The sequence below is a fragment of the Methylobacterium sp. DB0501 genome (assembly GCF_011043735.1).
In the GTDB taxonomy this organism is placed as follows: Bacteria; Pseudomonadota; Alphaproteobacteria; order Rhizobiales; family Beijerinckiaceae; genus Methylobacterium; species Methylobacterium alsaeris.
On the sequence record NZ_JAAKGV010000019.1, the window covers coordinates 102,801 to 122,746 of the forward strand.

The 19,946-nt window shown below is 69.7% G+C and carries 16 protein-coding genes; 4 read left to right on the forward strand and 12 right to left on the reverse strand.

Annotation, left to right across the window (positions count from 1 at the left end):
* Positions 1–91 precede the first annotated feature (91 nt).
* The gene (locus tag G4G93_RS25205) at positions 92–1,720 is read right to left on the reverse strand and encodes a long-chain-fatty-acid--CoA ligase (RefSeq protein ID WP_165088474.1); all 1,629 of its coding nucleotides are present in this window, start codon (positions 1,718–1,720) and stop codon (positions 92–94) included.
* Positions 1,721–1,886: 166 nt separating this feature from the next.
* Here G4G93_RS25205 and G4G93_RS25210 point away from each other — a divergent pair, with 166 nt between their 5' ends.
* Positions 1,887–2,351 (forward strand): MarR family winged helix-turn-helix transcriptional regulator, encoded by a 465-nt coding sequence (locus G4G93_RS25210; protein WP_165088477.1) that lies wholly within the window; start codon positions 1,887–1,889, stop codon positions 2,349–2,351.
* Between the two features lie 10 nt (positions 2,352–2,361).
* Here G4G93_RS25210 and G4G93_RS25215 read toward each other — a convergent pair whose 3' ends face one another.
* Positions 2,362–2,898, reverse strand: a complete 537-nt coding sequence (locus G4G93_RS25215; protein ID WP_165088481.1) for a hypothetical protein — start codon at positions 2,896–2,898, stop codon at positions 2,362–2,364.
* Between the two features lie 154 nt (positions 2,899–3,052).
* Here G4G93_RS25215 and G4G93_RS25220 point away from each other — a divergent pair, with 154 nt between their 5' ends.
* Both G4G93_RS25220 and G4G93_RS25225 read left to right on the forward strand, forming a co-directional pair.
* Positions 3,053–4,435, forward strand: coding sequence for an aminotransferase (locus G4G93_RS25220; protein ID WP_165088484.1), 1,383 nt, complete (start codon positions 3,053–3,055; stop codon positions 4,433–4,435).
* 414 nt (positions 4,436–4,849) lie between these two features.
* The gene (locus G4G93_RS25225; RefSeq protein WP_165088487.1) at positions 4,850–6,310 is read left to right on the forward strand and encodes a methyl-accepting chemotaxis protein; all 1,461 of its coding nucleotides are present in this window, start codon (positions 4,850–4,852) and stop codon (positions 6,308–6,310) included.
* A gap of 62 nt (positions 6,311–6,372) precedes the next feature.
* Here G4G93_RS25225 and G4G93_RS25230 read toward each other — a convergent pair whose 3' ends face one another.
* From G4G93_RS25230 to alaS, 6 genes are all read right to left on the reverse strand, one after another.
* Complete coding sequence (locus tag G4G93_RS25230) at positions 6,373–7,905, reverse strand: acyl-CoA carboxylase subunit beta (RefSeq protein ID WP_165088490.1); 1,533 nt, start codon at positions 7,903–7,905, stop codon at positions 6,373–6,375.
* A gap of 199 nt (positions 7,906–8,104) precedes the next feature.
* A complete protein-coding gene (gene rfbA, locus G4G93_RS25235) occupies positions 8,105–8,995 on the reverse strand; it encodes a glucose-1-phosphate thymidylyltransferase RfbA (protein WP_165088494.1) in 891 nt (296 codons plus the stop codon).
* 14 nt (positions 8,996–9,009) lie between these two features.
* Positions 9,010–9,909 carry a dTDP-4-dehydrorhamnose reductase gene (gene rfbD, locus G4G93_RS25240; RefSeq protein WP_165088497.1) on the reverse strand — a complete coding sequence of 300 codons (900 nt, stop codon included), beginning with the start codon at positions 9,907–9,909 and terminating at the stop codon, positions 9,010–9,012.
* A 4-nt stretch (positions 9,910–9,913) separates the two neighbouring features.
* On the reverse strand, positions 9,914–10,966 hold the full coding sequence (rfbB, locus tag G4G93_RS25245; protein ID WP_165088500.1) for a dTDP-glucose 4,6-dehydratase: 1,053 nt from the start codon (positions 10,964–10,966) through the stop codon (positions 9,914–9,916).
* 41 nt (positions 10,967–11,007) lie between these two features.
* Positions 11,008–11,562, reverse strand: a complete 555-nt coding sequence (rfbC, locus tag G4G93_RS25250) for a dTDP-4-dehydrorhamnose 3,5-epimerase (protein ID WP_165088502.1) — start codon at positions 11,560–11,562, stop codon at positions 11,008–11,010.
* A gap of 416 nt (positions 11,563–11,978) precedes the next feature.
* The gene (alaS, locus tag G4G93_RS25255; RefSeq protein WP_165088505.1) at positions 11,979–14,645 is read right to left on the reverse strand and encodes an alanine--tRNA ligase; all 2,667 of its coding nucleotides are present in this window, start codon (positions 14,643–14,645) and stop codon (positions 11,979–11,981) included.
* 192 nt (positions 14,646–14,837) lie between these two features.
* Between alaS and G4G93_RS25260 the strand changes: the two genes are divergently transcribed.
* Complete coding sequence (locus tag G4G93_RS25260) at positions 14,838–15,251, forward strand: MAPEG family protein (protein WP_165088508.1); 414 nt, start codon at positions 14,838–14,840, stop codon at positions 15,249–15,251.
* Between the two features lie 102 nt (positions 15,252–15,353).
* On the opposite strand, the gene recA is transcribed toward G4G93_RS25260, so the two are convergent.
* The 4 genes from recA to cckA are packed head-to-tail and all read right to left on the reverse strand — an operon-like array spanning position 15,354 to position 19,906.
* A complete protein-coding gene (gene recA, locus G4G93_RS25265; RefSeq protein ID WP_165088510.1) occupies positions 15,354–16,445 on the reverse strand; it encodes a recombinase RecA in 1,092 nt (363 codons plus the stop codon).
* Positions 16,446–16,481: 36 nt separating this feature from the next.
* The gene (locus G4G93_RS25270) at positions 16,482–17,018 is read right to left on the reverse strand and encodes a PIN domain-containing protein (protein ID WP_165088513.1); all 537 of its coding nucleotides are present in this window, start codon (positions 17,016–17,018) and stop codon (positions 16,482–16,484) included.
* Positions 17,008–17,250 (reverse strand): hypothetical protein, encoded by a 243-nt coding sequence (locus G4G93_RS25275; RefSeq protein WP_165088516.1) that lies wholly within the window; start codon positions 17,248–17,250, stop codon positions 17,008–17,010. The genes G4G93_RS25270 and G4G93_RS25275 overlap by 11 nt, the downstream gene beginning before the upstream one ends.
* A 55-nt stretch (positions 17,251–17,305) precedes the next feature.
* The gene (cckA, locus tag G4G93_RS25280; protein WP_165088518.1) at positions 17,306–19,906 is read right to left on the reverse strand and encodes a cell cycle histidine kinase CckA; all 2,601 of its coding nucleotides are present in this window, start codon (positions 19,904–19,906) and stop codon (positions 17,306–17,308) included.
* Positions 19,907–19,946: the final 40 nt, after the last annotated feature.

Consider the following 19,946-nt stretch of genomic DNA (forward strand, 5'->3'; position numbering starts at 1 on the left):
ACCGCGGGGCGAGCGCGCGATAAGGTCGCGCCCAAGGGTCGTCGGAGGCCGCGGGAGGCGGCGGGCACCCGGAGGACGCCCGCCGCGGAGGTCAGGCCGCGCCGGGCAACCGGTAATCCCGGAACTGGTCGCGGAGCGCCGTCTTCTGGATCTTGCCGGTGGCGGTGTGGGGGATGGCCTGAACCACCACCACGTCGTCGGGCATCCACCACTTGGCGATGCGCGGCGCCATGTAGGCCAGGATGTCGGCCTTGTCGGGGGTGCGCCCCTCCTTCGGCACCACGATGAGGAGCGGGCGCTCGTCCCATTTCGGGTGCTGCACGCCGATCACCGCGGCCTCGGCCACGTCGGGATGGCCGACCGCCAGGTTCTCCAGGTCGATCGAGGAGATCCACTCGCCGCCGGACTTGATCACGTCCTTCGAGCGGTCGGTGATCGCCATGTAGCCGTTGGGGTCGATGGTCGCGACGTCGCCGGTATCGAAGAAGCCGCGATCGTCGAGGATCGGCTCGTCCGAGCGAAAATAGGCTTTCGCCACCGCGAACCCCGAGACCTTGAGGCGGCCGAAGGTGGTGCCGTCCCAGGGCAGGTCGCGCCCCTCGTCGTCGGTCAGCCGGAACTCGACGCCGAAGGGGGCGTAGCCCTGCTTCATCTTGAGGTCGAGGCGGGCCTCGCCTTCGAGATGGGCGACCTCGGGCTTGAGCGAGCAATAGGAGCCGATCGGGCTCATCTCGGTCATGCCCCAGGCATGGTCGACGGTGACGCCGTATTCGCGCTCGAAGCGCTCGGTCATCGCCCGCGGGCAGGCCGAGCCGCCGATCACCACCCGCTTGAGGTGGCTGAGGCGCTTGCCCGTCGTGTCGAGGTATTGCAGCAGGCCGAGCCAGACGGTGGGCACCGCCGCCGTGACGGTGACGCCGGTGGTCTCCAGGATCTCGTGCACCGAAGCGCCGTCGAGCTTCGGGCCCGGCATGACGAGGCCGGCGCCCGACATCGGCGCCGCGAAGGAGAAGCCCCAGGCATTGGCGTGGAACAGGGGCACCACCGGCATCGCCATGTCGGTGGGCGCGAGCGCGATGAAGGCCGGGTTGTTCACCATCAGCCCCAGCAGCACGTTCGAGCGGTGCGAGTAGAGCACGCCCTTCGGCAGGCCGGTGGTACCGGAGGTGTAGCAGAGGCCTGCCGCGGTGTTCTCCTCGAAGGTCGCCCAGGCGAAGTCGTCGTCGGCCTCCGCCAGCCAGTCCTCGTAGGCGACGGCGTTGCGCAAGGCGGTCTGCGGCATGTGGGCGCCGTCGGTGAGGACGACGTAGCGCTCGACCGTCGGCAGCTTGTCGGCCAGGCGCTCGACCAGCGGCACGAAGGTCAGGTCGAGGAAGAGGATCCGGTCCTCGGCGTGGTTGATGATGTAGGCGATCTGGTCTTCGAACAGCCGCGGGTTGACCGTGTGGTAGATCGCCCCGATGCCGGTGATGCCGTACCAGGTCTCGAGGTGGCGCCAGGTGTTCCAGGCCAGCGTCGCGATCCGGTCGCCGAGGCGGATGCCGTCGGCGGCGAGGCGCTTCGACAGGCGCAAGGAGCGCTGGCGCACCGCGGCGTAGTCGGTCCGGTGCATCGGCCCTTCGACCGAGCGCGAGATGACCGGGCGGGCGCCGTGCTGCACGGCGGCGTAGTCGATGACGCGGTGGATCAGCAGGGGCCAGTCCTGCATCAGGCCGAGCATGGCGTGTCGTCCTTCCCGTGATGGAGCCGCGCTCATGGCGCAGCCCTCGGTCGCCGGGGCCTCGCGAGCCCGCGGTCTGAGGGTGTCAGCTTATGGCAGCGGTGGAAGGGCGGCTAGAGTGCGCAGGGGCGTGGCGCCGAGATAGTTCTGATGTAAACTATCCGCCATGACGGCATCCTCGCGCGCCCATCCCACGGCTGAGGCCGACCCGCTGCGGGTCTGGTTCCGCTTCCTCCGCCTGCACCGGCGCGTCTCGGCCGCGGTGGCGGCGGAACTGAAGACGGTGGGGCTGTCGATCCCGCAATTCGACGTGCTCTCGACCCTGTCCGAGCGCGAGGGCCTGACCCAGCAGGACCTCGCCGAGCGGCTCTACGTCACCAAGGGCAACGTCTCGGGCCTAATCGACCGGCTGGTCGAGGCGGGGATGGTCGAGCGGCGCCCGATCCCGGGCGACCGGCGCTCGCACGCCCTGCACCTGACCGAGGCCGGGCTGGCGCTCGCCCGCTCCGGCATCGCCACGCAGCAGGGCTACGTCGCCCGCACCCTCGGCCGGCTGCCGCCCGGCGACGTGGCCGAGCTGGAGCGGGTGGTGCTGGCCTGGCGCGACGCGGCCCGGGCCGACGGCGGCTGAACCCGCCGCCCTACGTCACCGCCCGCTTCTCCACGTCGAGGACGACGCCGTTCGGCGTCATCCGCTCGCGGGCGACGAGCCGGTCGCCGGGCAGGAAGATGCCGAGCGGCACGTCCCGGTCCGGCAGCACCACGGTGGCGCTGCGGTTGACGAAGACCAGCACGTGCCGACGCTGCGGGATCGACGCCACGGCCCAGCGCTTGAGCTGGCCGTAATACGGCTCCTTGCGCCAGATCGCGGGCTGGCTCGGATCGACCTGGACGTGAAGGAAACGCGTCGTCGGGTCGATGCTCAGAACCATCTTGGCCTTGTCGGGCTTCCATTCCGGCCCGATCCAGCCCTCCGTCATCCAGAGGCAGTGGAAGGCGCGGCAATGGCCGGGCCGGGTCTCGTGGATGCCGCAGCCGCGGCCGGGCTTGGCGTGGCGGCACCACTCGCCGGCCACGCTCTCGACGGCCGGCACGTCGTAGACCTTGCAGCACAGGGTGCAGGCGCCGCAGGCGCGGCCGGGCGCAGGCGTCGAAACGAGTTCAGCGGGGTCGAGCATGCGCGTCGGTCTGACCAGGATTGTGCGGGCGGTCCGCGAGGACGGCCCGGGTTGTGCGTCGGCATCGCGCCGCTAGTGTGACGGCGCAAGCGAATTCTGCTCCGTGCGGTCCAGGGGCCTGTTCGGCCCCGTCCATGAGAAAGCAAAAGCGACGATGCTCTCGAACCTCGCCACCCGCGACGTCGAAACCCTGATCCACCCCTACACCAACCTGGCGGCCTTCCGGCAGACCGGGCCGCTGGTGCTGGAGCGCGGCCACGGCGTCTGGGTCTACGACACCGACGGCCGGCCCTATCTCGAGGGCATGGCCGGCCTGTGGTGCACGGCGCTCGGCTATTCCAACGAGGAGCTGGTCGAGGCCGCCCGCGAGCAGATGGCGCGGCTGCCCTTCACCCACCTGTTCTCCGGCCGCAGCCACGACCCGGCGATCGAGCTGGCCGAGACCCTGAAGGAGCTGGCGCCGATCCCGGTCTCGAAGGTGTTCTTCACCTCCTCGGGCTCGGAGGCCAACGACACCCAGGTCAAGCTGACCTGGTACCTCAACAACGCGCTCGGCCGGCCGCAGAAGAAGAAGATCATCGGCCGGCAAAAGGGCTATCACGGCGTCACCGTGGCGTCGGCCTCGCTCACCGGCCTCACCGCCAACCACGCCGACTGGGACCTGCCGCTGCCGGGCTTCCTGCACGCCGCCTGCCCGCACCATTACCGCGGCGCGCATCCCGGCGAGAGCGAGGAGGCCTACTCAGTACGGCTCGCCGCCGAGCTGGAGGAGATGATCCTGCGCGAGGGCCCGGAGACCGTCGCGGCCTTCATCGCCGAGCCGGTGATGGGCGCGGGCGGCGCCATCGTGCCGCCGACGGGGTACTTTGCCGCCATCGAGCCGGTGCTCGCCCGCTACGACGTGCGGCTGATCGCCGACGAGGTGATCTGCGGCTTTGGCCGGCTCGGCACCTGGTTCGGCTCCGAGGCCATGGGCATGAAGCCCCACAGCCTGTCCTTCGCCAAGGCGCTGACCTCGGCCTACATGCCGCTCGGCGGCGTCACGGTCGACGAGACTTTGTACCAGGCGATGCAGGACCAGAGCCGCAAGATCGGCACCTTCGGCCACGGCACCACCTATTCGGGCCACCCGGTGGCGAGCGCGGTGGCGTTGAAGACCATCGAGATCTACAAGCGCGACAAGATCATCGAAGGCGCGGCCGAGAAGGCGCCGCACTTCCAGCGCCGCCTGTCGGCCCTGGAGGAGCACCCGCTCGTCGGCGAGGCCAAGGGGCTCGGCCTGATCGGCGGCCTCGAGATCGTCGCCGACAAGGCGACGAAGCGCCAGTACGACCCGAAGGCCGGTGTGGCCGCCCGCTGCGTCGCCTTCGCGCAGGAGGAGGGCCTGATCGTCCGCTTCCTCACCGGCGACCGCGTCGCGGTCTGCCCGCCCCTGGTGATCCGCCCGGACGAGATCGACACCCTGTTCGACCGGCTCGGCACCGCGCTCGATCGCACGCACGCCTGGATCCGCGAGCAGGGCCTGACGGCCGCGTAAAAAACGCTTACGGACGATGGAGAGGCCGCCACCCCGGCGGCCTCGGCCAACCAGTCTAGACCGAACACAATCCAGAGGCAGGCAATACGAAAACTTGGCGCCGTGAATGACGCTCGGTCAGAATACAGCGCCGACGATCTGACGAGGATCGGACGCCGTCCAGCATTCGGATCTCACCGTTACACGCCAACAGGGTGCCGGACTCGGAGAGATCTGGAGCAACCGGACTAACCGTTTGTCCAGTCACATCGTTTTGTGATTTTTTGCGTCAGGCCGCCGTGCCGCACCCGGTGCAAATCACCCTGTCAGCCCCTGGCACCCAATACGGTAACTGAGATGTGGCCGTACCTTCAGTTTTTTTTAATACTAAGCGCCCAATTTTGAACCAAATTCGCCCACCAAGGAAATGGCGACATGTTTCGGAAGCACCGTGAGAGCTTGTCGGAAGCGACATTGCAGGCCCTCAACAAGTCTCTTGCCATCATCGAGTTTAATCTCGACGGCACGGTGATCCAGGCCAACGCCAACTTCCTCAACCTGCTCGATTACCGGCTCGACGAGATCGTCGGCAAGCATCACCGCATGTTCCTCGACAAGGAGGCGGCGGCCTCGCCCGATTACGCGGTGTTCTGGGACAAGCTGCGTGCGGGCGAGTTCTTCGCCGACGAGTTCCTGCGCTTCGGCAAGAACCGCAAGCGCGTCTGGCTCGAGGCGACCTACAACCCGGTGCTCGACGCCGCCGGCAAGCCGGTCAAGGTGGTCAAGCTCGCCGCCGACATCACCAAGAAGAAGAACGAGATCAGCCGTCTGCTGACGATGATCGAGGGGATGCCGGTCGCGGTGATGACCGCCGACCCGCACAACGAATTCCGCATCGACTACATGAACGGCGCCTCGCGCCGGACCCTCGGCCCGCTGGCGCAGTACCTGCCGGTCGCGACGGACCTGATGGTCGGAACCTCCATCGACGTCTTCCACAAGAACCCGTCGCACCAGCGCCGGATGCTGGCCGATGCGAGCCGGCTGCCGCACCGGACCAAGATCAAGCTCGGTCCGGAAACGCTCGACCTCCAGGTCTCGGCGATCATGGGGCCGGACGGCACCTATATCGGGCCGATGCTGACTTGGTCGGTGGTGACCGCGCAGGTGAACATGGCCTCCGACGTGTCGCAGGTGGTCGGCGCCATGAGCAGCGCGGTGGAGGAAATGCGGTTGTCCGCCAACGGCCTCGGCCAGTCGGCCGATGAGGCGCGCGACCGCGCCGCGACGGTGGCGGCGGGCTCGGAGGAGATGACCGCCTCGATCCAGGAAATCTCGGGCCAGGTCGGCCGGGTCTCCGAGCGAGCCCAGCAGATCGCCGCTCAGGCCGAGGCGACCGACGCCACGGTGCGCAGCCTCTCGGCCAAGGCCCGCGAGGTCGATTCGGTCGTCGGCATGATCTCGACCATCGCCGACCAGACCAACCTGCTGGCGCTGAACGCGACGATCGAGGCGGCCCGGGCCGGCGCAGCGGGGCGCGGCTTCGCGGTCGTCGCCGCCGAGGTCAAGGAACTGGCCGGCCAGACCGCCAAGGCCACCGGCGAGATCACCCAGCGCATCGGCGACATCCAGGGCGCGACCGGCGAGGCGGTGGCGGCGATCGCCACGATCAGCAACGCGGTGGCGGAGCTGTCACGGCTGACGCTGGCCATCGCCAGCGCCGTCGAGCAGCAGGCCGCCTCGACGCAGGAAGTGTCGTCGAACATCCTGGCGGTGTCGGACGCCGCGAGCGCCACCGGCCGGATCGCCGAGAGCGTCCGGGCGGTGTCGGAGAGCCTCGCCGGGCATTCGAGCGGGCTGACGGGAAGCGTGGAGAAGTTTTTGAAAGCGGGGTGACGCCGAACGGGCGGCGACACCCGAACAGGGCGGCGGAGCCGGGCTCCGCCGCCCCGTTCCCGTTACAACGGGATGTTGTCGTGCTTCTTCCAGGGCTGCTCGCTCTCCTTGGTGCGCAGCATGGCGAGCGCCCGGGCGATGCGCCGCCGCGTCGAATGCGGCATGATCACCTCGTCGATGTAGCCGCGCTCGGCCGCCACGAACGGCGACATGAAGCGCTCCTCGTACTCGCTGGTGCGCGCCGCGATCTTCTCCGGATCGCCGAGGTCCTGGCGGAAGATGATCTCGACCGCGCCCTTGGCGCCCATCACGGCGATCTGCGCGGTGGGCCAGGCGTAGTTCACGTCGCCGCCGACATGCTTGGAGGCCATCACGTCGTAGGCGCCGCCGAAGGCCTTGCGGGTGATGACGGTGACGAGCGGCACCGTCGCCTGGCTGTAGGCGAAGAGCAGCTTCGCGCCGTGCTTGATCAGGCCGCCATATTCCTGCGCGGTGCCCGGCAGGAAGCCCGGCACGTCGACGAAGGTCACGATCGGGATCGAGAACGCGTCGCAGAAGCGCACGAAGCGCGCGGCCTTGCGCGAGGCGTCGGAGTCGAGCACGCCGGCCAGCACCATCGGCTGGTTGGCCACGAAGCCGACGGTGCGGCCCTCGATCCGGGCAAAGCCCGTGATGATGTTGCGGGCATACGCCGCCTGGATCTCGAAGAAGTCGCCCTCGTCGACGACCCGCCGGATCAGCTCGCCCATGTCGTAGGGCTTGTTCGGGTTGTCGGGGATCAGGGTGTCGAGGCTGCGGTCGAGGCGGGAGGGATCGTCGAAGCTCTCGAGCTCCGGCACGCCGGCCTGGTTGTTGGCCGGCAGGAAGTCCATCAGGCGCCGGATCTGCAGCAGCGCCTCGACGTCGTTCTCGTAGGAGCCGTCGGCGATCGACGACTTCGAGGTGTGGACCTTGGCGCCGCCGAGCTCTTCCGCCGTCACCACCTCGTTGGTGACGGTCTTCACCACGTCCGGGCCGGTCACGAACATGTAGCTCGTGTCGCGCACCATGAAGATGAAGTCGGTCATTGCCGGCGAGTAGACGTCGCCGCCCGCGCACGGCCCCATGATGACCGAGATCTGCGGGATCACGCCGGACGCCGTGACGTTGCGCTTGAACACCTCGCCGTAGCCGCCGAGCGCCGCGACGCCCTCCTGGATGCGGGCGCCGCCGGCATCGAAGATGCCGATGATCGGGGCGCGCATCTTGAGCGCCATGTCCTGGACCTTGATGATCTTCTGGGCGTGCGCCTCGGAGAGCGAACCGCCGAAGACCGTGAAGTCCTTGGAGAACACGAAGACGGCACGGCCGTTGATGGTGCCCCAGCCGGTGATGACGCCGTCGCCCGGGATCTTCTGCTTCTCCATCCCGAAATCGTTCGAGCGGTGCTGCACGAACATGTCGAATTCCTCGAACGACCCGGAGTCGAGGAGGAGCTCGATGCGCTCGCGCGCCGTCAGCTTGCCGCGCTTGTGCTGCGCCGCCACCCGGCTCTCGCCGCCGCCGACCCGGGCCTGCGCGCGCCGCTGGTCGAGCCGTTCGAGGATGTCCTTCATGCTGTCGCCCATTCCTGAAGAAGAGTCGCGCGCCCGCCGGGAGGCTTGACCGTGCCTGCGGCCTTAGCATGCGCCGGGGCGCGGCGAAAACTCGGTCTTTTTGGGCGAGGCACAGGTCGCTGCGGGACCTGAACGCGAAGGGCCGCGCCCTCCCCTCGCGGGGGTGGCGCGGCCCTCGATCCGAGAACCGATGAACGGATCAGGAGAACCCCTGGCCCGGCTCCTCCTCGCGGGCGAGGCGCAGCAGGCTCTGGCCGTAATTGGTCTTGGCGAAGAGCTGGCCGCGGGCCACCACCTGCTCGCGGGTGATGAAGCCCTGGAGATAGGCGATCTCCTCCAGGCAGGCGACCTGCATGCCCTGGCGGTGCTGGATCACCCGGACGAACTCGCCGGCTTCCAGCAGGTTGTCGTGGGTGCCGGTGTCGAGCCAGGCATAGCCGCGCGACATGCACTCGACGTGGAGCTGGCCGCGGTCGAGATAGGCCTGGTTGACGTCGGTGATCTCGAGTTCGCCGCGGGGCGAGGGCTTCACCGCCGCCGCGATGTCGAGCACCTGGTTGTCGTAGAAGTAGAGGCCGGTCACCGCCCAGGGCGATTCCGGGTTCTTCGGCTTCTCGACGAGCTTGGTGGCGCGGCCCTGCTTGTCGAGGGTGACGACGCCGTAGGCCTCCGGCTGGTCGACGTGGTAGGCGAACACCGTCGCGCCCGCCTCCCGCGCCTTGGCCTTGGCCAGGAGCTGGCGCATGCCGGCGCCGAAGAACAGGTTGTCGCCGAGCACCAGCGCGACCGAATCGTCGCCGACGAATTCGCGGCCGATGATGAAGGCCTGGGCCAGCCCTTCCGGCTTCGGCTGCAGCGCGTACGAGATGCTGATCCCGAACTGCTCGCCGGTGCCGAACAGGCGCTTGTAGTTGTCGATATGCTCCGGCGACGAGATCAGCAGGATGTCGCGGATGCCGGCCAGCATCAGCACCGAGACCGGGTAGTAGATCATCGGCTTGTCGTAGACCGGCAGCAGCTGCTTGTTGATCGCCAGCGTCGCCGGATGCAGCCGCGTGCCGGACCCGCCGGCGAGCACGATGCCCTTCATGGTGCTTTACTCCTTCAGGCGCGGTTCGCCGCGGGACCGATGAGCTGGTCCAGGATGTCGTCGAGGGCTTCACCCCACGGCCGCGGCACGACGCCGAAGGCGCGGGTCAGGGTCTCGGTCGAGAGCTCGGAATTGGCCGGCCGGGTGACCGGGGTCTTGAAGGCCGTGCTCGGGATCGGCTCGACCGGCACCGCGCGGGCGCCGCGGGTCGCCGCACCGGCCATGATGGCCTTGGCAAAGTCGTACCAGGTCGTCGCGCCGGCATTGACGCAATGATAGGTGCCGACGGGCGCCGTCTCGTCCTCGGCGAAGCGTAAGCCGATGGCCACGAGCGCCGCCGCGAGGTCGCCGGCCGAGGTCGGGCAGCCGCGCTGGTCGTCGACCACCGTCAGCTTGTCGCGCTCGGCCGCAAGGCGCAGCATCGTCTTGACGAAGTTCGCCCGGTGCGGGCTCACCACCCAGGCCGTGCGGACCACCGCGTGGCGCGGGTTGCCGGTGCGCACCGCCATCTCGCCGGCGGCCTTGCTGGCGCCGTAGACGCTGACCGGGTTCACGGGGGCATCGGCGGCGTAGGCGCCTTTGCCCGAGCCGTCGAAGACGTAGTCGGTCGAGACGTGGATTAGCGGGATGCCGGCCTTCGCCGTCTCCGCCGCCAGATAGGCGGGCGCCAGGGCGTTGAGCCGCCAGGCCGCCGCGACGTCGCTCTCGGCCTTGTCGACCGCCGTATAGGCGGCGGTGTTGATCACCGCCGCGTAAGGACGCTCGGCGACGACGCGGGCGACCGCCGCCTCGTCGGTGATGTCGAGGGCGTCCCGGGTGGGGGCGTGGATGACCACGCCCTCCCCGAAGGATTGCCGCTGCAATTCGGTACCGACCTGCCCGCCGCCGCCGAGGACGAGGATCTCCCGCGCCATGGTCCTACTCCGCGCTCAGGCCGAGGCGCTCGCCGGAATAGCGGCCCTCGCGGATCGGGCGCCACCACGACTCGTTGTCGAGGTACCAGCGCACGGTGTCCTCCAGCGCCTGCTCGAAGGTGCGGGTCGGCTTGTAGCCCACTTCGGCTTCCGCCTTGCTCGGGTCGATGGCGTAGCGCCGGTCGTGGCCGGGACGGTCGGTGACGAACTGGATCAGGCGCTCGTGCGGGCCGGCCTCGGGGCGCAGCCGGTCGAAGATCGCGCAGAGCGTCTTCACCACGTCGAGGTTGTTGCGCACCGAGCGGCCGCCGAGCAGGTAGGTCTCGCCGACCCGGCCCTTCTCCAGCACCGCGACGAGGCCGCGGGCATGGTCCTCGACGTGGATCCAGTCGCGCTCGTTCTGGCCGTCGCCGTAGACCGGCAGGTTCTTGCCCTCGAGCGCATTGAGGATCATCAGCGGGATCAGCTTCTCGGGGAAGTGCCGCGGCCCGTAATTGTTCGAGCAGTTGGTCACCAGCACCGGCAGGCCGTAGGTCTCGTGCCAGGCCCGCGCGAGATGATCGGAGGCCGCCTTCGAGGCCGAGTAGGGCGAGCGCGGGTCGTAGCGGCTGTCCTCGGTGAAGAAGCCGCCCGGCGGCAGCGAGCCGTAGACCTCGTCGGTCGAGACGTGGAGGAAGCGGAAGCCGTCGCGCTCCGCGCCTTGAAGCGTGTTGTAGTAGGCGCGGGCCGCCTCCAGCATCACCTGGGTGCCGACCACGTTGGTGCGGATGAAGGCGCCCGGCCCGGTGATCGAGCGGTCGACATGGCTCTCGGCGGCGAGATGCATCACGGCTTGCGGCCGGAACTCCTCGAAGAGCCTGGAGACCGTCTCGTGGTCGCAGATGTCGGCTTCCGCGAAGCGATGCCGGTTGTTGCCCTTGAGCGGCATCAGCGAGATCGGGTTCGCCGCGTAGGTCAGCGCGTCGAGGGTCAGGACCTCGTGGCCGAGTTCCTGGACGAGGTGCAGGACAAGGGCCGAGCCGATGAAGCCGCAGCCGCCCGTGACGAGGATGCGCATGGGGTGAATGATCTCCGAAAGCGTGGGTGCCCGTCGGGGCGTCAGAACAGCGGGGGCAGATCGGCGAAGCGGGGCGCGGTCTTGTCCTTGGCCGAGAGCTGGGCCTCGGCCTCGCTCACCGGCCAGTCGATGGCGAGATCGGGGTCGTTCCAGCGCAGGTTGCCGTCATGCTCGGGGCTGTAGACGCCGCCGGCGACCTTGTAGGCCACCATGGTGTCCGGCTCGAGGGTGCAGAAACCGTGCCCGAAACCGATCGGCACGTAGAGCTGGTAGCCGTTCCCGGCGTCGAGGCGGGCGGCGACGTGCCGGCCGTAGGTGGCCGAGTCCCGGCGCAGGTCCACCGCCACGTCGAGGATCGCGCCGGCCAGCACCCGGATCAGCTTGGCCTGGGCGAAGGGGTGGCGCTGGAAGTGCAGGCCGCGCACGGTGCCCTGTTGCGCCGAGAAGGACTGGTTGTCCTGGATGAAGTGGTCCTCGACGCCGTGCGCCGCCATGATGTCGGCCCGGTAGGTCTCCGAGAACCAGCCGCGGGCATCGCCGTGCCGCTTCGGGATCACCAGCTTCACCGCCGGTATCGCCTGATCGATGACCTGCATCCTGCCCACCTTCCGATCTCGCGCGTCCTGACCAAGCCGGGGCTCATGCCCGGCGATCATGGCACAACCGCGTCGGCCGGATCCGCCAGGGCCGCATTCCCGCAGCCTCTACTTCGGCGATACCGGGCGAGCAAGGTCGGCCGTCGATCGCGGTCGCTCGCACGAGACGAGCGGCAATCGGCGTCCGTCCAGGATGTCCGATCGATGACAGACGGGACCATGGCCGACGCGCCGAATGGCCGGGACGACCGGGCAGATCTTCGGCACGGCCCGAACAGGCGATCCGTCGAGCCGACGAATTGGTCGCGCCGGGAGCGGTCGCCCGCTCCCGGTCGTGTCATGCTCGCCCGACCGGCGGGCGGCCATCGAGGCGTCACCCATGACGCCCCGGGGGCGGCCGCGAAGCCGCCGCGCGGTCACGCGGCCGCGAGGGCCGCCCCGATCGCCTCCAGGGCGGACTCGGCCGCCGCGCCGTCGGGACCGCCGGCCTGGGCCATGTCGCGGCGTCCGCCGCCGCCCTTGCCGCCGAGCCGCTCCGAGCCGGCGCGCACCAGGGCGACGGCGTCGAACCGGCCGATCAGATCCTCGGTCACGCCGACGACGAGACCGGCCTTGCCGTCCGGCGCCACGCCGACGATCGCCACGATGCCGGAGCCGAGCCGCTTCTTGCCCTCGTCGGCGAGGCTCTTGAGGTCGCGCATCTCGACCCCCTGCACGACCCGGGCCATCAGCTTGGTGCCGGCGACCTCGCGCACGCCGTCATCGCCGCCGCCGGCCGCACCGCCACCCATGGCGAGCTTGCGGCGCGCGTCCGAGAGCTCGCGCTCCATGCGGCGGCGCTCGTCGAGGAGGGCGGCCAGGCGATCGGGCGCCTCGGCCACCGGCGCCTTGAGCAGGGCGGCGATCGCCGCGAGCTGGCGGCTCTCGCCGGCGAGATGGCGTCGGGCGGCATCGCCCGTCATCGCCTCGATCCGGCGCACCCCGGCGCCGACCGCGCTCTCGGCCAGCACCGTCACCAGGCCGATATCGCCGGTGCGCCCGACATGGGTGCCGCCGCACAATTCGACCGAGAAGGTCCTGGGCCGGCCGTCCGTGGCGGTGTCGCGACCCATGGAGACGACGCGCACCTCCTCGCCGTACTTCTCGCCGAACAGCGCGCGGGCGCCCGACGCGATGGCGTCGTCGACCGCCATCAGCTTCGTCACCACCGGCTCGTTCTGGAGCAGCACCCGGTTGGCGATCTCCTCGACCCGGGCCAGCTCCTCGGCCTCGATCGGCTTCGGGTGACTGATGTCGAAGCGCAGGCGCTCGGGGGCGACGAGCGAGCCCTTCTGGGCGACGTGGTCGCCGAGCACCTGGCGCAGGGCCTCGTGCAGCAGGTGGGTGGCCGAGTGGTTGGCGCGGATCGCCGAGCGGCGGGCGTGATCGACCTTCAGCTCGACCGGCTGGCCGAGGCTCAAGGATCCCTCCTCCACCGCGACGTGGTGGACGAAGAGGTCGCCGAGCTTCTTCTCGGTCGCGGTCACCCGGGCGCGCAGGCCCTGGCCGGTCACCGTGCCGGTGTCGCCGACCTGGCCGCCGGACTCGCCGTAGAACGGCGTCTGGGTGACGACGAGCAGGCCCTCCTCGCCGGCCCGGATCGACTCGACCTCGGCGCCGCCGCGCACGAGCGCGGTGACGACGGCCTCGGCCTCCTCGGTGTCGTAGCCGAGGAACTCGGTGGCGCCGGTGCGCTCGCGCAAGCCGTACCACAGGGTCTCGGTGGCGGCCTCGCCGGAGCCCGACCAGGCGGCGCGGGCCGCCGCGCGCTGGCGCTGCATCGCCGCCGAGAAACCCTCCGTATCGACCGTGATGCCGCGGGACTTCAGGGCGTCCTGGGTCAGGTCGAGGGGGAAGCCGTAGGTGTCGTAGAGGGTGAAGGCGGTCTCGCCCGACAGGCTCTGGCCCTCGGAGAGGTCGCGGGTCTCGGCGTCGAGGATCGACAGGCCGCGCTCCAGGGTGCGGCGGAACCGCGTCTCCTCCAGGCGCAAGGTCTCGGCGATCAGGCTCTCGGCCCGGGCGAGCTCAGGGTATGCCTGGCCCATCTCGCGCACCAGCGTCGGCACCAGCCGGTACATCATCGGGTCGCGGGAGCCGAGGAGCTGGGCGTGGCGCATGGCCCGGCGCATGATCCGGCGCAGCACGTAGCCGCGGCCCTCGTTGCTCGGCAGCACCCCGTCGGCGACGAGGAAGGACGAGGCGCGCAGGTGATCCGCGATCACCCGGTAGGACGCCGTCGCCTTGCCCTCGGGCGCCCGGCCGACCTGGTGCGCCACGGCGTCGATCAGGCTGCGGAACAGGTCGGTGTCGTAGTTGCTCTTCACGCCCTGGAGGATCGCCGCCATGCGCTCGAGGCCCATGCCGGTATCGATCGAGGGCCGCGGCAGGTCGACCCGGTTGCCCGGCTCGATCTGCTCGTACTGCATGAACACGAGGTTCCAGAACTCGAGGAAGCGGTCGCCGTCCTCCTCCGGGCTGCCGGGCGGGCCGCCCCTCAGCTCGGGACCCTGGTCGATGAAGATCTCCGAGCACGGCCCGCACGGGCCGGTATCGCCCATCTGCCAGAAGTTGTCGGAGGTGTTGATGCGGATGATGCGGTCGTCCGAGAAGCCGGCGATCTTGCGCCACAGGGCGGCGGCATCCTCGTCGTCGGCATAGACCGTGACGAGCAGCTTCTCGGGCGATAGCCCGAATTCCTTGGTGACGAGGTTCCAGGCCAGTTCGATCGCCAGCGGCTTGAAGTAGTCGCCGAACGAGAAGTTGCCGAGCATCTCGAAGAAGGTGTGGTGGCGCGCCGTGTACCCGACGTTGTCGAGGTCGTTGTGCTTGCCGCCGGCGCGCACGCATTTCTGTGCCGTGGCGGCGCGCTGGTAGGGCCGCTTCTCGACGCCGGTGAAGACGTTCTTGAACTGCACCATGCCGGCGTTGGTGAACATCAATGTCGGGTCGTTGCGCGGCACCAGCGGCGAGGACGGCACCACCTCGTGGCCGTGCTTGGCGAAGTAGTCCAGGAAGGTGGACCGGATCTCGTTGACGCCACTCATGGGAAGAATCGTCTCTGCGGAAGGCGGGCCGGGCGAAGGCGGGCTCGGAAAATCGGCGCACCGGCGGGCGGCCCGCGGATGCATCCGCGTGTCTTTAGTCACGCGCTCCCCCCGTGTCGAGGCGGAGCGGCGCCGCTAAGTGACGTCAGGCAAGCGCGGCCGCCGGCCCGCCCGGCAGGACCCAACGCCCCGATGACCGATGAAATCCGCCTCCTCGCCTTCTCGGCCGCCCTCGGCCTCATCCACGTCATGGCGGCCTCCGCCGCCGGGCTCAAGCAACGCGGCGGGCTCGCCTGGGCGGCGGGCAACCGCGAGAGCGAGGGCGAGGTCACCGGCGCCGCCGCCCGGCTGAAGCGCGCCTCCGCCAACTTCTTCGAGACCTTCCCGCTCTTTGCCGCCCTGGTGCTGGCGGCGGCCGTCTCCGGCCGGCAGGGCGGCGCGGTGGCGTGGGGCGCGGAGCTCTATTTCTGGGCCCGGCTCCTCTACCTGCCGATCTACGGCTTCGGCCTCCCGTGGATCCGCACGCCGGTCTGGGGGGTGGCGATCGTCGGCATCGGCTTCGTGTTCGCCGGGCTGTTCGGCTGGTCGGGGCCGGGGGTGCCCTAAAGCCCGCGCCTCGTCTGTCTTCCCCACCGTCCCGCACAACGGGAAGGGCCGCCGCGCTCGTCGCGCGGCGGCCCCCGATATCGTCGGAACCGATCCGTCGGATCAGGCCGATCCCTCGTCGAGGTCGTCGGCCGTCGGCGTGGCGTTCTCGAGGATCTTGTCGGCGACGAGGCCCGAATTCTGCCGGATCGAGGCCTCGATCTTGTTGGCGATGTCGGGATTGTCGCGCAGGTAGCCCTTCGAGTTCTCGCGGCCCTGGCCGAGGCGCTGGCTGTCGTAGGAGAACCAAGCGCCCGACTTCTCGACGATGCCGGCCTTGACGCCGAGGTCGATCAGCTCGCCGACCTTCGATACGCCCTCGCCGAACATGATGTCGAACTCGACCTGCTTGAACGGCGGCGCCACCTTGTTCTTGACCACCTTCACCCGGACGCTGTTGCCGATCGGCTGATCGCGGTCTTTCAGGGTCGAGATGCGCCGGATGTCGAGGCGCACCGAGGCGTAGAACTTCAGCGCGTTGCCGCCCGTCGTGGTCTCGGGGCTGCCGTACATCACGCCGATCTTCATCCGGATCTGGTTGATGAAGATGACCATGCAGTTCGAGCGCGAGATCGAACCGGTGAGCTTGCGCAGGGCCTGGCTCATCAGGCGGGCCTGGAGGCCCGGCTGCTGGTCGCCCATCTCGCCCTCGATCTCGGCCCGCGGGGTCAGCGCCGCCACCGAATCGACCACCAGCACGTCGATGGCGCCGGAGCGCACCAGGGTGTCGGTGATCTCGAGGGCCTGCTCGCCGGTATCGGGCTGGGAGATCAGGAGGTCGTCGAGGTTGACGCCGAGCTTGCGGGCATAGACCGGGTCGAGGGCGTGCTCGGCATCCACGAAGGCGCAGACGCCACCCTTCTTCTGGGCCTCGGCGATGGTGTGGAGGGCGAGCGTGGTCTTGCCGGAGGATTCCGGGCCGTAGATCTCGACCACGCGTCCGCGCGGCAGGCCGCCGACGCCGAGCGCGATGTCGAGGCCGAGCGACCCGGTCGAGACGACCTCGACCTCCTGCACCTTGTCGCCCTTGCCGAGCCGCATGATCGAGCCCTTGCCGAAGGCGCGCTCGATCTGGGCGAGGGCGGCGTCGATCGCCTTCGACTTGTCTTTGTCCATGGTCGGGTTTTCCACCAGTCGCATCTGGGGCTGAGCCATCTCGGCGGGTCCTTATGGCAGGAGGGGCGACAAGTCTCAATCGCGCGGCTGGCGTTTATGTACCTGTTTTGTTCTCATCCGACAAGGGCGGATGAGGAATTCGCCGGGGGATTTGCCAGGGGGTCGGGCGCCGCCGAGGACGCGGAGCAGGTCGGCGTTCGACCAGGACGGCCATCCGGTCCCGGCGAAATCGCGGTCGTGGCTCCAGATGTCGGCGTCGAGCAGCCAGGCGCAGGCGAGGACATGGGCGTCGGAGAGGACGCTGGCCGCACGGTCGAGGGAAGCCGCATAGGCGTGAGCTGCGATCACATGGATGCCTCCCGGAATCGCCTCCTCGCGCGCCAGCGCGTCAGATGGGAGATCCGACAGGTCTCCTCTCAAGACGCGCCGCGCTTCGTCGGCGACGCGTGCGGAGGTCGCGATGGACCTCTTGCGCGAGATCACTTCGAAAGCCGGCAGGGAGCGGCATCCCAGGACAGCACTCAGGATGAGTTTCGTGTTCGATGGCCAGAACGTCGGAGGGACGCCATCGTGGGGCGATCTTCCGTATCCGGCTCCTCCGTCACTCCGCACCGCGCTCAGCCCGCAGCCGATCGATGGCAGCCTCTTCCTCAGGTGAATGCTTGGCTGCGGCGGCCCGGATGTCCGCCGGAACCTTTTGCATATACTCCTCGGGTCCGCTGTGGATCGGCAGCAGGACGCCGACGGTCGCGGTGCCGTTCTCGATCGGCGCCGGATGCGGCAGGGCCTGGATGGCTCCAGCCGACATCTTCTGGAGTGCGCGCATGCTGATCGCGCTCTTCATGGCCGCCTCCTCGTTACATACATGAATGCAAGTCCGGCGGGCGATGCTGGCGCCCTCACCCCGCCATCGTGGTCTTCACCGTCTCGACGAGCTGCTTGAGGCTGAAGGGCTTGGGCAGGAAGTTGAACTCCTCGCCGTCGGGCAGGTTCTTGCGGAAGGCGTCCTCGGCATAGCCGGAGACGAAGATCACCTTCAGGCCGGGATGGGCCTTGCGGAGCTCGCGCAGCAGGGTCGGGCCGTCCATCTCGGGCATCACCACGTCGGAGACGACGAGGTCGACCGGCACCTCGCGCTCCTGCATGATCTGCAGCGCTTCCAGGCCCGAGGCCGCCTCCAGCACCGTGTAGCCGCGGGCGGTGAGCGCCCGGCCGTTGACGGCGCGGACCGGATCCTCGTCCTCGACGAGCAGGATCGTGCCGTGGCCGGTGAGGTCGCGGGCCGGCGGCTTGGGGGCCTCCGCCGCAGGCGCGGCGGCAAGCGCCGCGGTGGCGCCGGAGGCGGGGGGGGCGATCTCGGGCAGCGGGTCGGGGGTCTCGGCCTCCGGGACCGGCACGTGGCGCGGCAGGTAGATGGCGAAGACCGTGCCCTGTCCGACGGTCGAGCGCACGTCGATGTAGCCGCCGGACTGCTTGACGATGCCGAACACCGTCGAGAGGCCGAGGCCCGTGCCCTTGTTGACCTCCTTGGTGGTGAAGAACGGCTCGAAGATCTTCTCCATCACCTCCGGGGTCATGCCGGTGCCGGTGTCGCTGACCTCGATCAGCACGTGGTCGGCGCCCGGCAACCCGTTGAGGCGCAGGGCGCCGACGGCTTCGGCGGTCATGTTGGCGGTGCGGATCAGGAGGCGCCCGCCCTCCGGCATGGCGTCGCGAGCATTGACCGCGAGGTTCACGATCACCTGCTCGAACTGGTTGACGTCGGCCTTGACCGGCCAGAGGTCGCGGCCGTGCTTGAGGTCGAGCTCGACCCGCTCGCCGAGCAGGCGCTTGAGCAGCAGGGTGAGGTCGGAGAGCGCCTCGCCGAGATGGATCACCTCCGGCCGCAGGGTCTGGCGGCGCGAGAAGGCCAGCAGCTGCCGCACCAGGCTCGCGGCCCGGTTGGCGTTCTGCTTGATCTGCATGATGTCCTGGAAGGCCGGGTCGGCCGGCCGGTGGCTCGCCAGCAGCAGGTCCGAGTAGCCGATGATCGCCTGGAGCACGTTGTTGAAGTCGTGCGCGATGCCGCCGGCGAGCTGGCCGACCATCTCCATCTTCTGGGCCTGGTTGACCTGCTGCTGGAGCTGGTGCTGGGCGGTCGTGTCGAGGGCGTAGAGGATCACCGCGCCCTCCGCGCCGCCGGCGGTGCCGGCGGGGCTGAGCCAGATCCGGGCCGAGCGGTTGACCGGCGCCGAGACCCCGATCTCGACCGGCGGCACGTCGCCGCGGCCCTCCGCGGCGGCCCGCGCCGCGGCCTCGATCACGTGGCGGTCGCGCTCGACCACGAAGTCGCGTACCGGCGGACCCAGCTCGCTGCCGTCGCCGGTGCGCGGCAGGGTGCCGAACAGGCGCGCGAAGGAGGCGTTGGCGCGGACCAGCCGCCCGTCGGCGGCGAGCGTCGCCACCGCGACCGGGCTGGTGTTGAAGAAGCGGTCGAAGCGCAGCTCGGCCGCCTGCTGCGGATCGTCGGTCTCCCCGCCGGCGGAGCGGTTGAGGACGAGGGTGCGGGAATCACCGGGCCGGCCGTCCTGGCCGTAGGCGACGCGGTGGTAAAGCCGGGCCGAGAGCGGGTGGCCGTTGCGCCGGCGGAGATCCAGGTCGAACCGGTCGGTGCGGACTTCGCCGGGCTGGCCGTTGCCGCCGATCAGCACCGGTCCGAGATCGTCGGGCAGGATCTCGGACAGGCGCAGGCCCCCCGAGCCGACCTGCGCCAGGTCGTGGCCGAGCCAGGCCGCCAGCGTGGCGTTCATGTAGACGACCGAGCCCTTTGGATCGACCGCCATGAAACCCGCCGGGGCGTGGTCGAGGTAGTCGATCGCGTGCTGGAGCTCCTGGAAGACGTTCTCCTGGCGCTCGCGCTCGTGGGTGATGTCGGCGACGCTCCACAGGGCGACGGGTCGGCGTGGCAGCGGCAGCGGCCGCACGCCGATGCGGAACCAGGCGAAATCGCGCTCCGCCGTGCCGCCGGGCGGCGGCGCCATGCGGATCTCCTCCGACAGGGAGCGGCCCTCGCGCGCCGCCTGCGCCAGGCGATAGACCGCCTCCGACACTTCCGGCGAGCCGACGAAGACCCGCTCGACGGGACGCAGGTTGGTGAAGGTGTCGCTGCCGGCAAGCTTCAGGTAGGCGGCGTTGGCGTAGATCGGCCGGCCACCCTCCTCCATGGCGATCATGCCGTCGGGCGCGGCATCGACCACCGCCTTGGTGACGTCGTTGCGGGTGCCCTGGCCGGTGAGCTGGATCGCGCCGATGGCGAAGGCGAACAGGCAGAACACGCCCGCCATGGCGAGAAGCGCCAGGAGGCCGAGGATGATCGGCTGCGCCTGCTCGTTGGCGACGAAGCTCAGGCCCACCGCCGCGCCGACGAGGAGGCCGGCGAGCAGCAGCAGCAGGCTGACCCGGCCGGGCCGCTCGGAGCGGTCGAGGGCGGCCTCCGCCGCGGATGGGCTCAACTCCGGCATGTCGCCTCGACACTCCCCAGGGGCCGGCGCCGCGTCCGGG

Bases quoted from the DNA above. Each gene is read 5' to 3' on its own strand.
- G4G93_RS25205 (WP_165088474.1), bottom strand. From the start codon at position 1,720: ATGCTCGGCCTGATGCAGGACTGGCCCCTGCTGATCCACCGCGTCATC.
- G4G93_RS25210 (WP_165088477.1), top strand. From the start codon at position 1,887: ATGACGGCATCCTCGCGCGCCCATCCCACGGCTGAGGCCGACCCGCTG.
- G4G93_RS25215 (WP_165088481.1), bottom strand. From the start codon at position 2,898: ATGCTCGACCCCGCTGAACTCGTTTCGACGCCTGCGCCCGGCCGCGCC.
- G4G93_RS25220 (WP_165088484.1), top strand. From the start codon at position 3,053: ATGCTCTCGAACCTCGCCACCCGCGACGTCGAAACCCTGATCCACCCC.
- G4G93_RS25225 (WP_165088487.1), top strand. From the start codon at position 4,850: ATGTTTCGGAAGCACCGTGAGAGCTTGTCGGAAGCGACATTGCAGGCC.
- G4G93_RS25230 (WP_165088490.1), bottom strand. From the start codon at position 7,905: ATGAAGGACATCCTCGAACGGCTCGACCAGCGGCGCGCGCAGGCCCGG.
- rfbA (WP_165088494.1), bottom strand. From the start codon at position 8,995: ATGAAGGGCATCGTGCTCGCCGGCGGGTCCGGCACGCGGCTGCATCCG.
- rfbD (WP_165088497.1), bottom strand. From the start codon at position 9,909: ATGGCGCGGGAGATCCTCGTCCTCGGCGGCGGCGGGCAGGTCGGTACC.
- rfbB (WP_165088500.1), bottom strand. From the start codon at position 10,966: ATGCGCATCCTCGTCACGGGCGGCTGCGGCTTCATCGGCTCGGCCCTT.
- rfbC (WP_165088502.1), bottom strand. From the start codon at position 11,562: ATGCAGGTCATCGATCAGGCGATACCGGCGGTGAAGCTGGTGATCCCG.
- alaS (WP_165088505.1), bottom strand. From the start codon at position 14,645: ATGAGTGGCGTCAACGAGATCCGGTCCACCTTCCTGGACTACTTCGCC.
- G4G93_RS25260 (WP_165088508.1), top strand. From the start codon at position 14,838: ATGACCGATGAAATCCGCCTCCTCGCCTTCTCGGCCGCCCTCGGCCTC.
- recA (WP_165088510.1), bottom strand. From the start codon at position 16,445: ATGGCTCAGCCCCAGATGCGACTGGTGGAAAACCCGACCATGGACAAA.
- G4G93_RS25275 (WP_165088516.1), bottom strand. From the start codon at position 17,250: ATGAAGAGCGCGATCAGCATGCGCGCACTCCAGAAGATGTCGGCTGGA.
- cckA (WP_165088518.1), bottom strand. From the start codon at position 19,906: ATGCCGGAGTTGAGCCCATCCGCGGCGGAGGCCGCCCTCGACCGCTCC.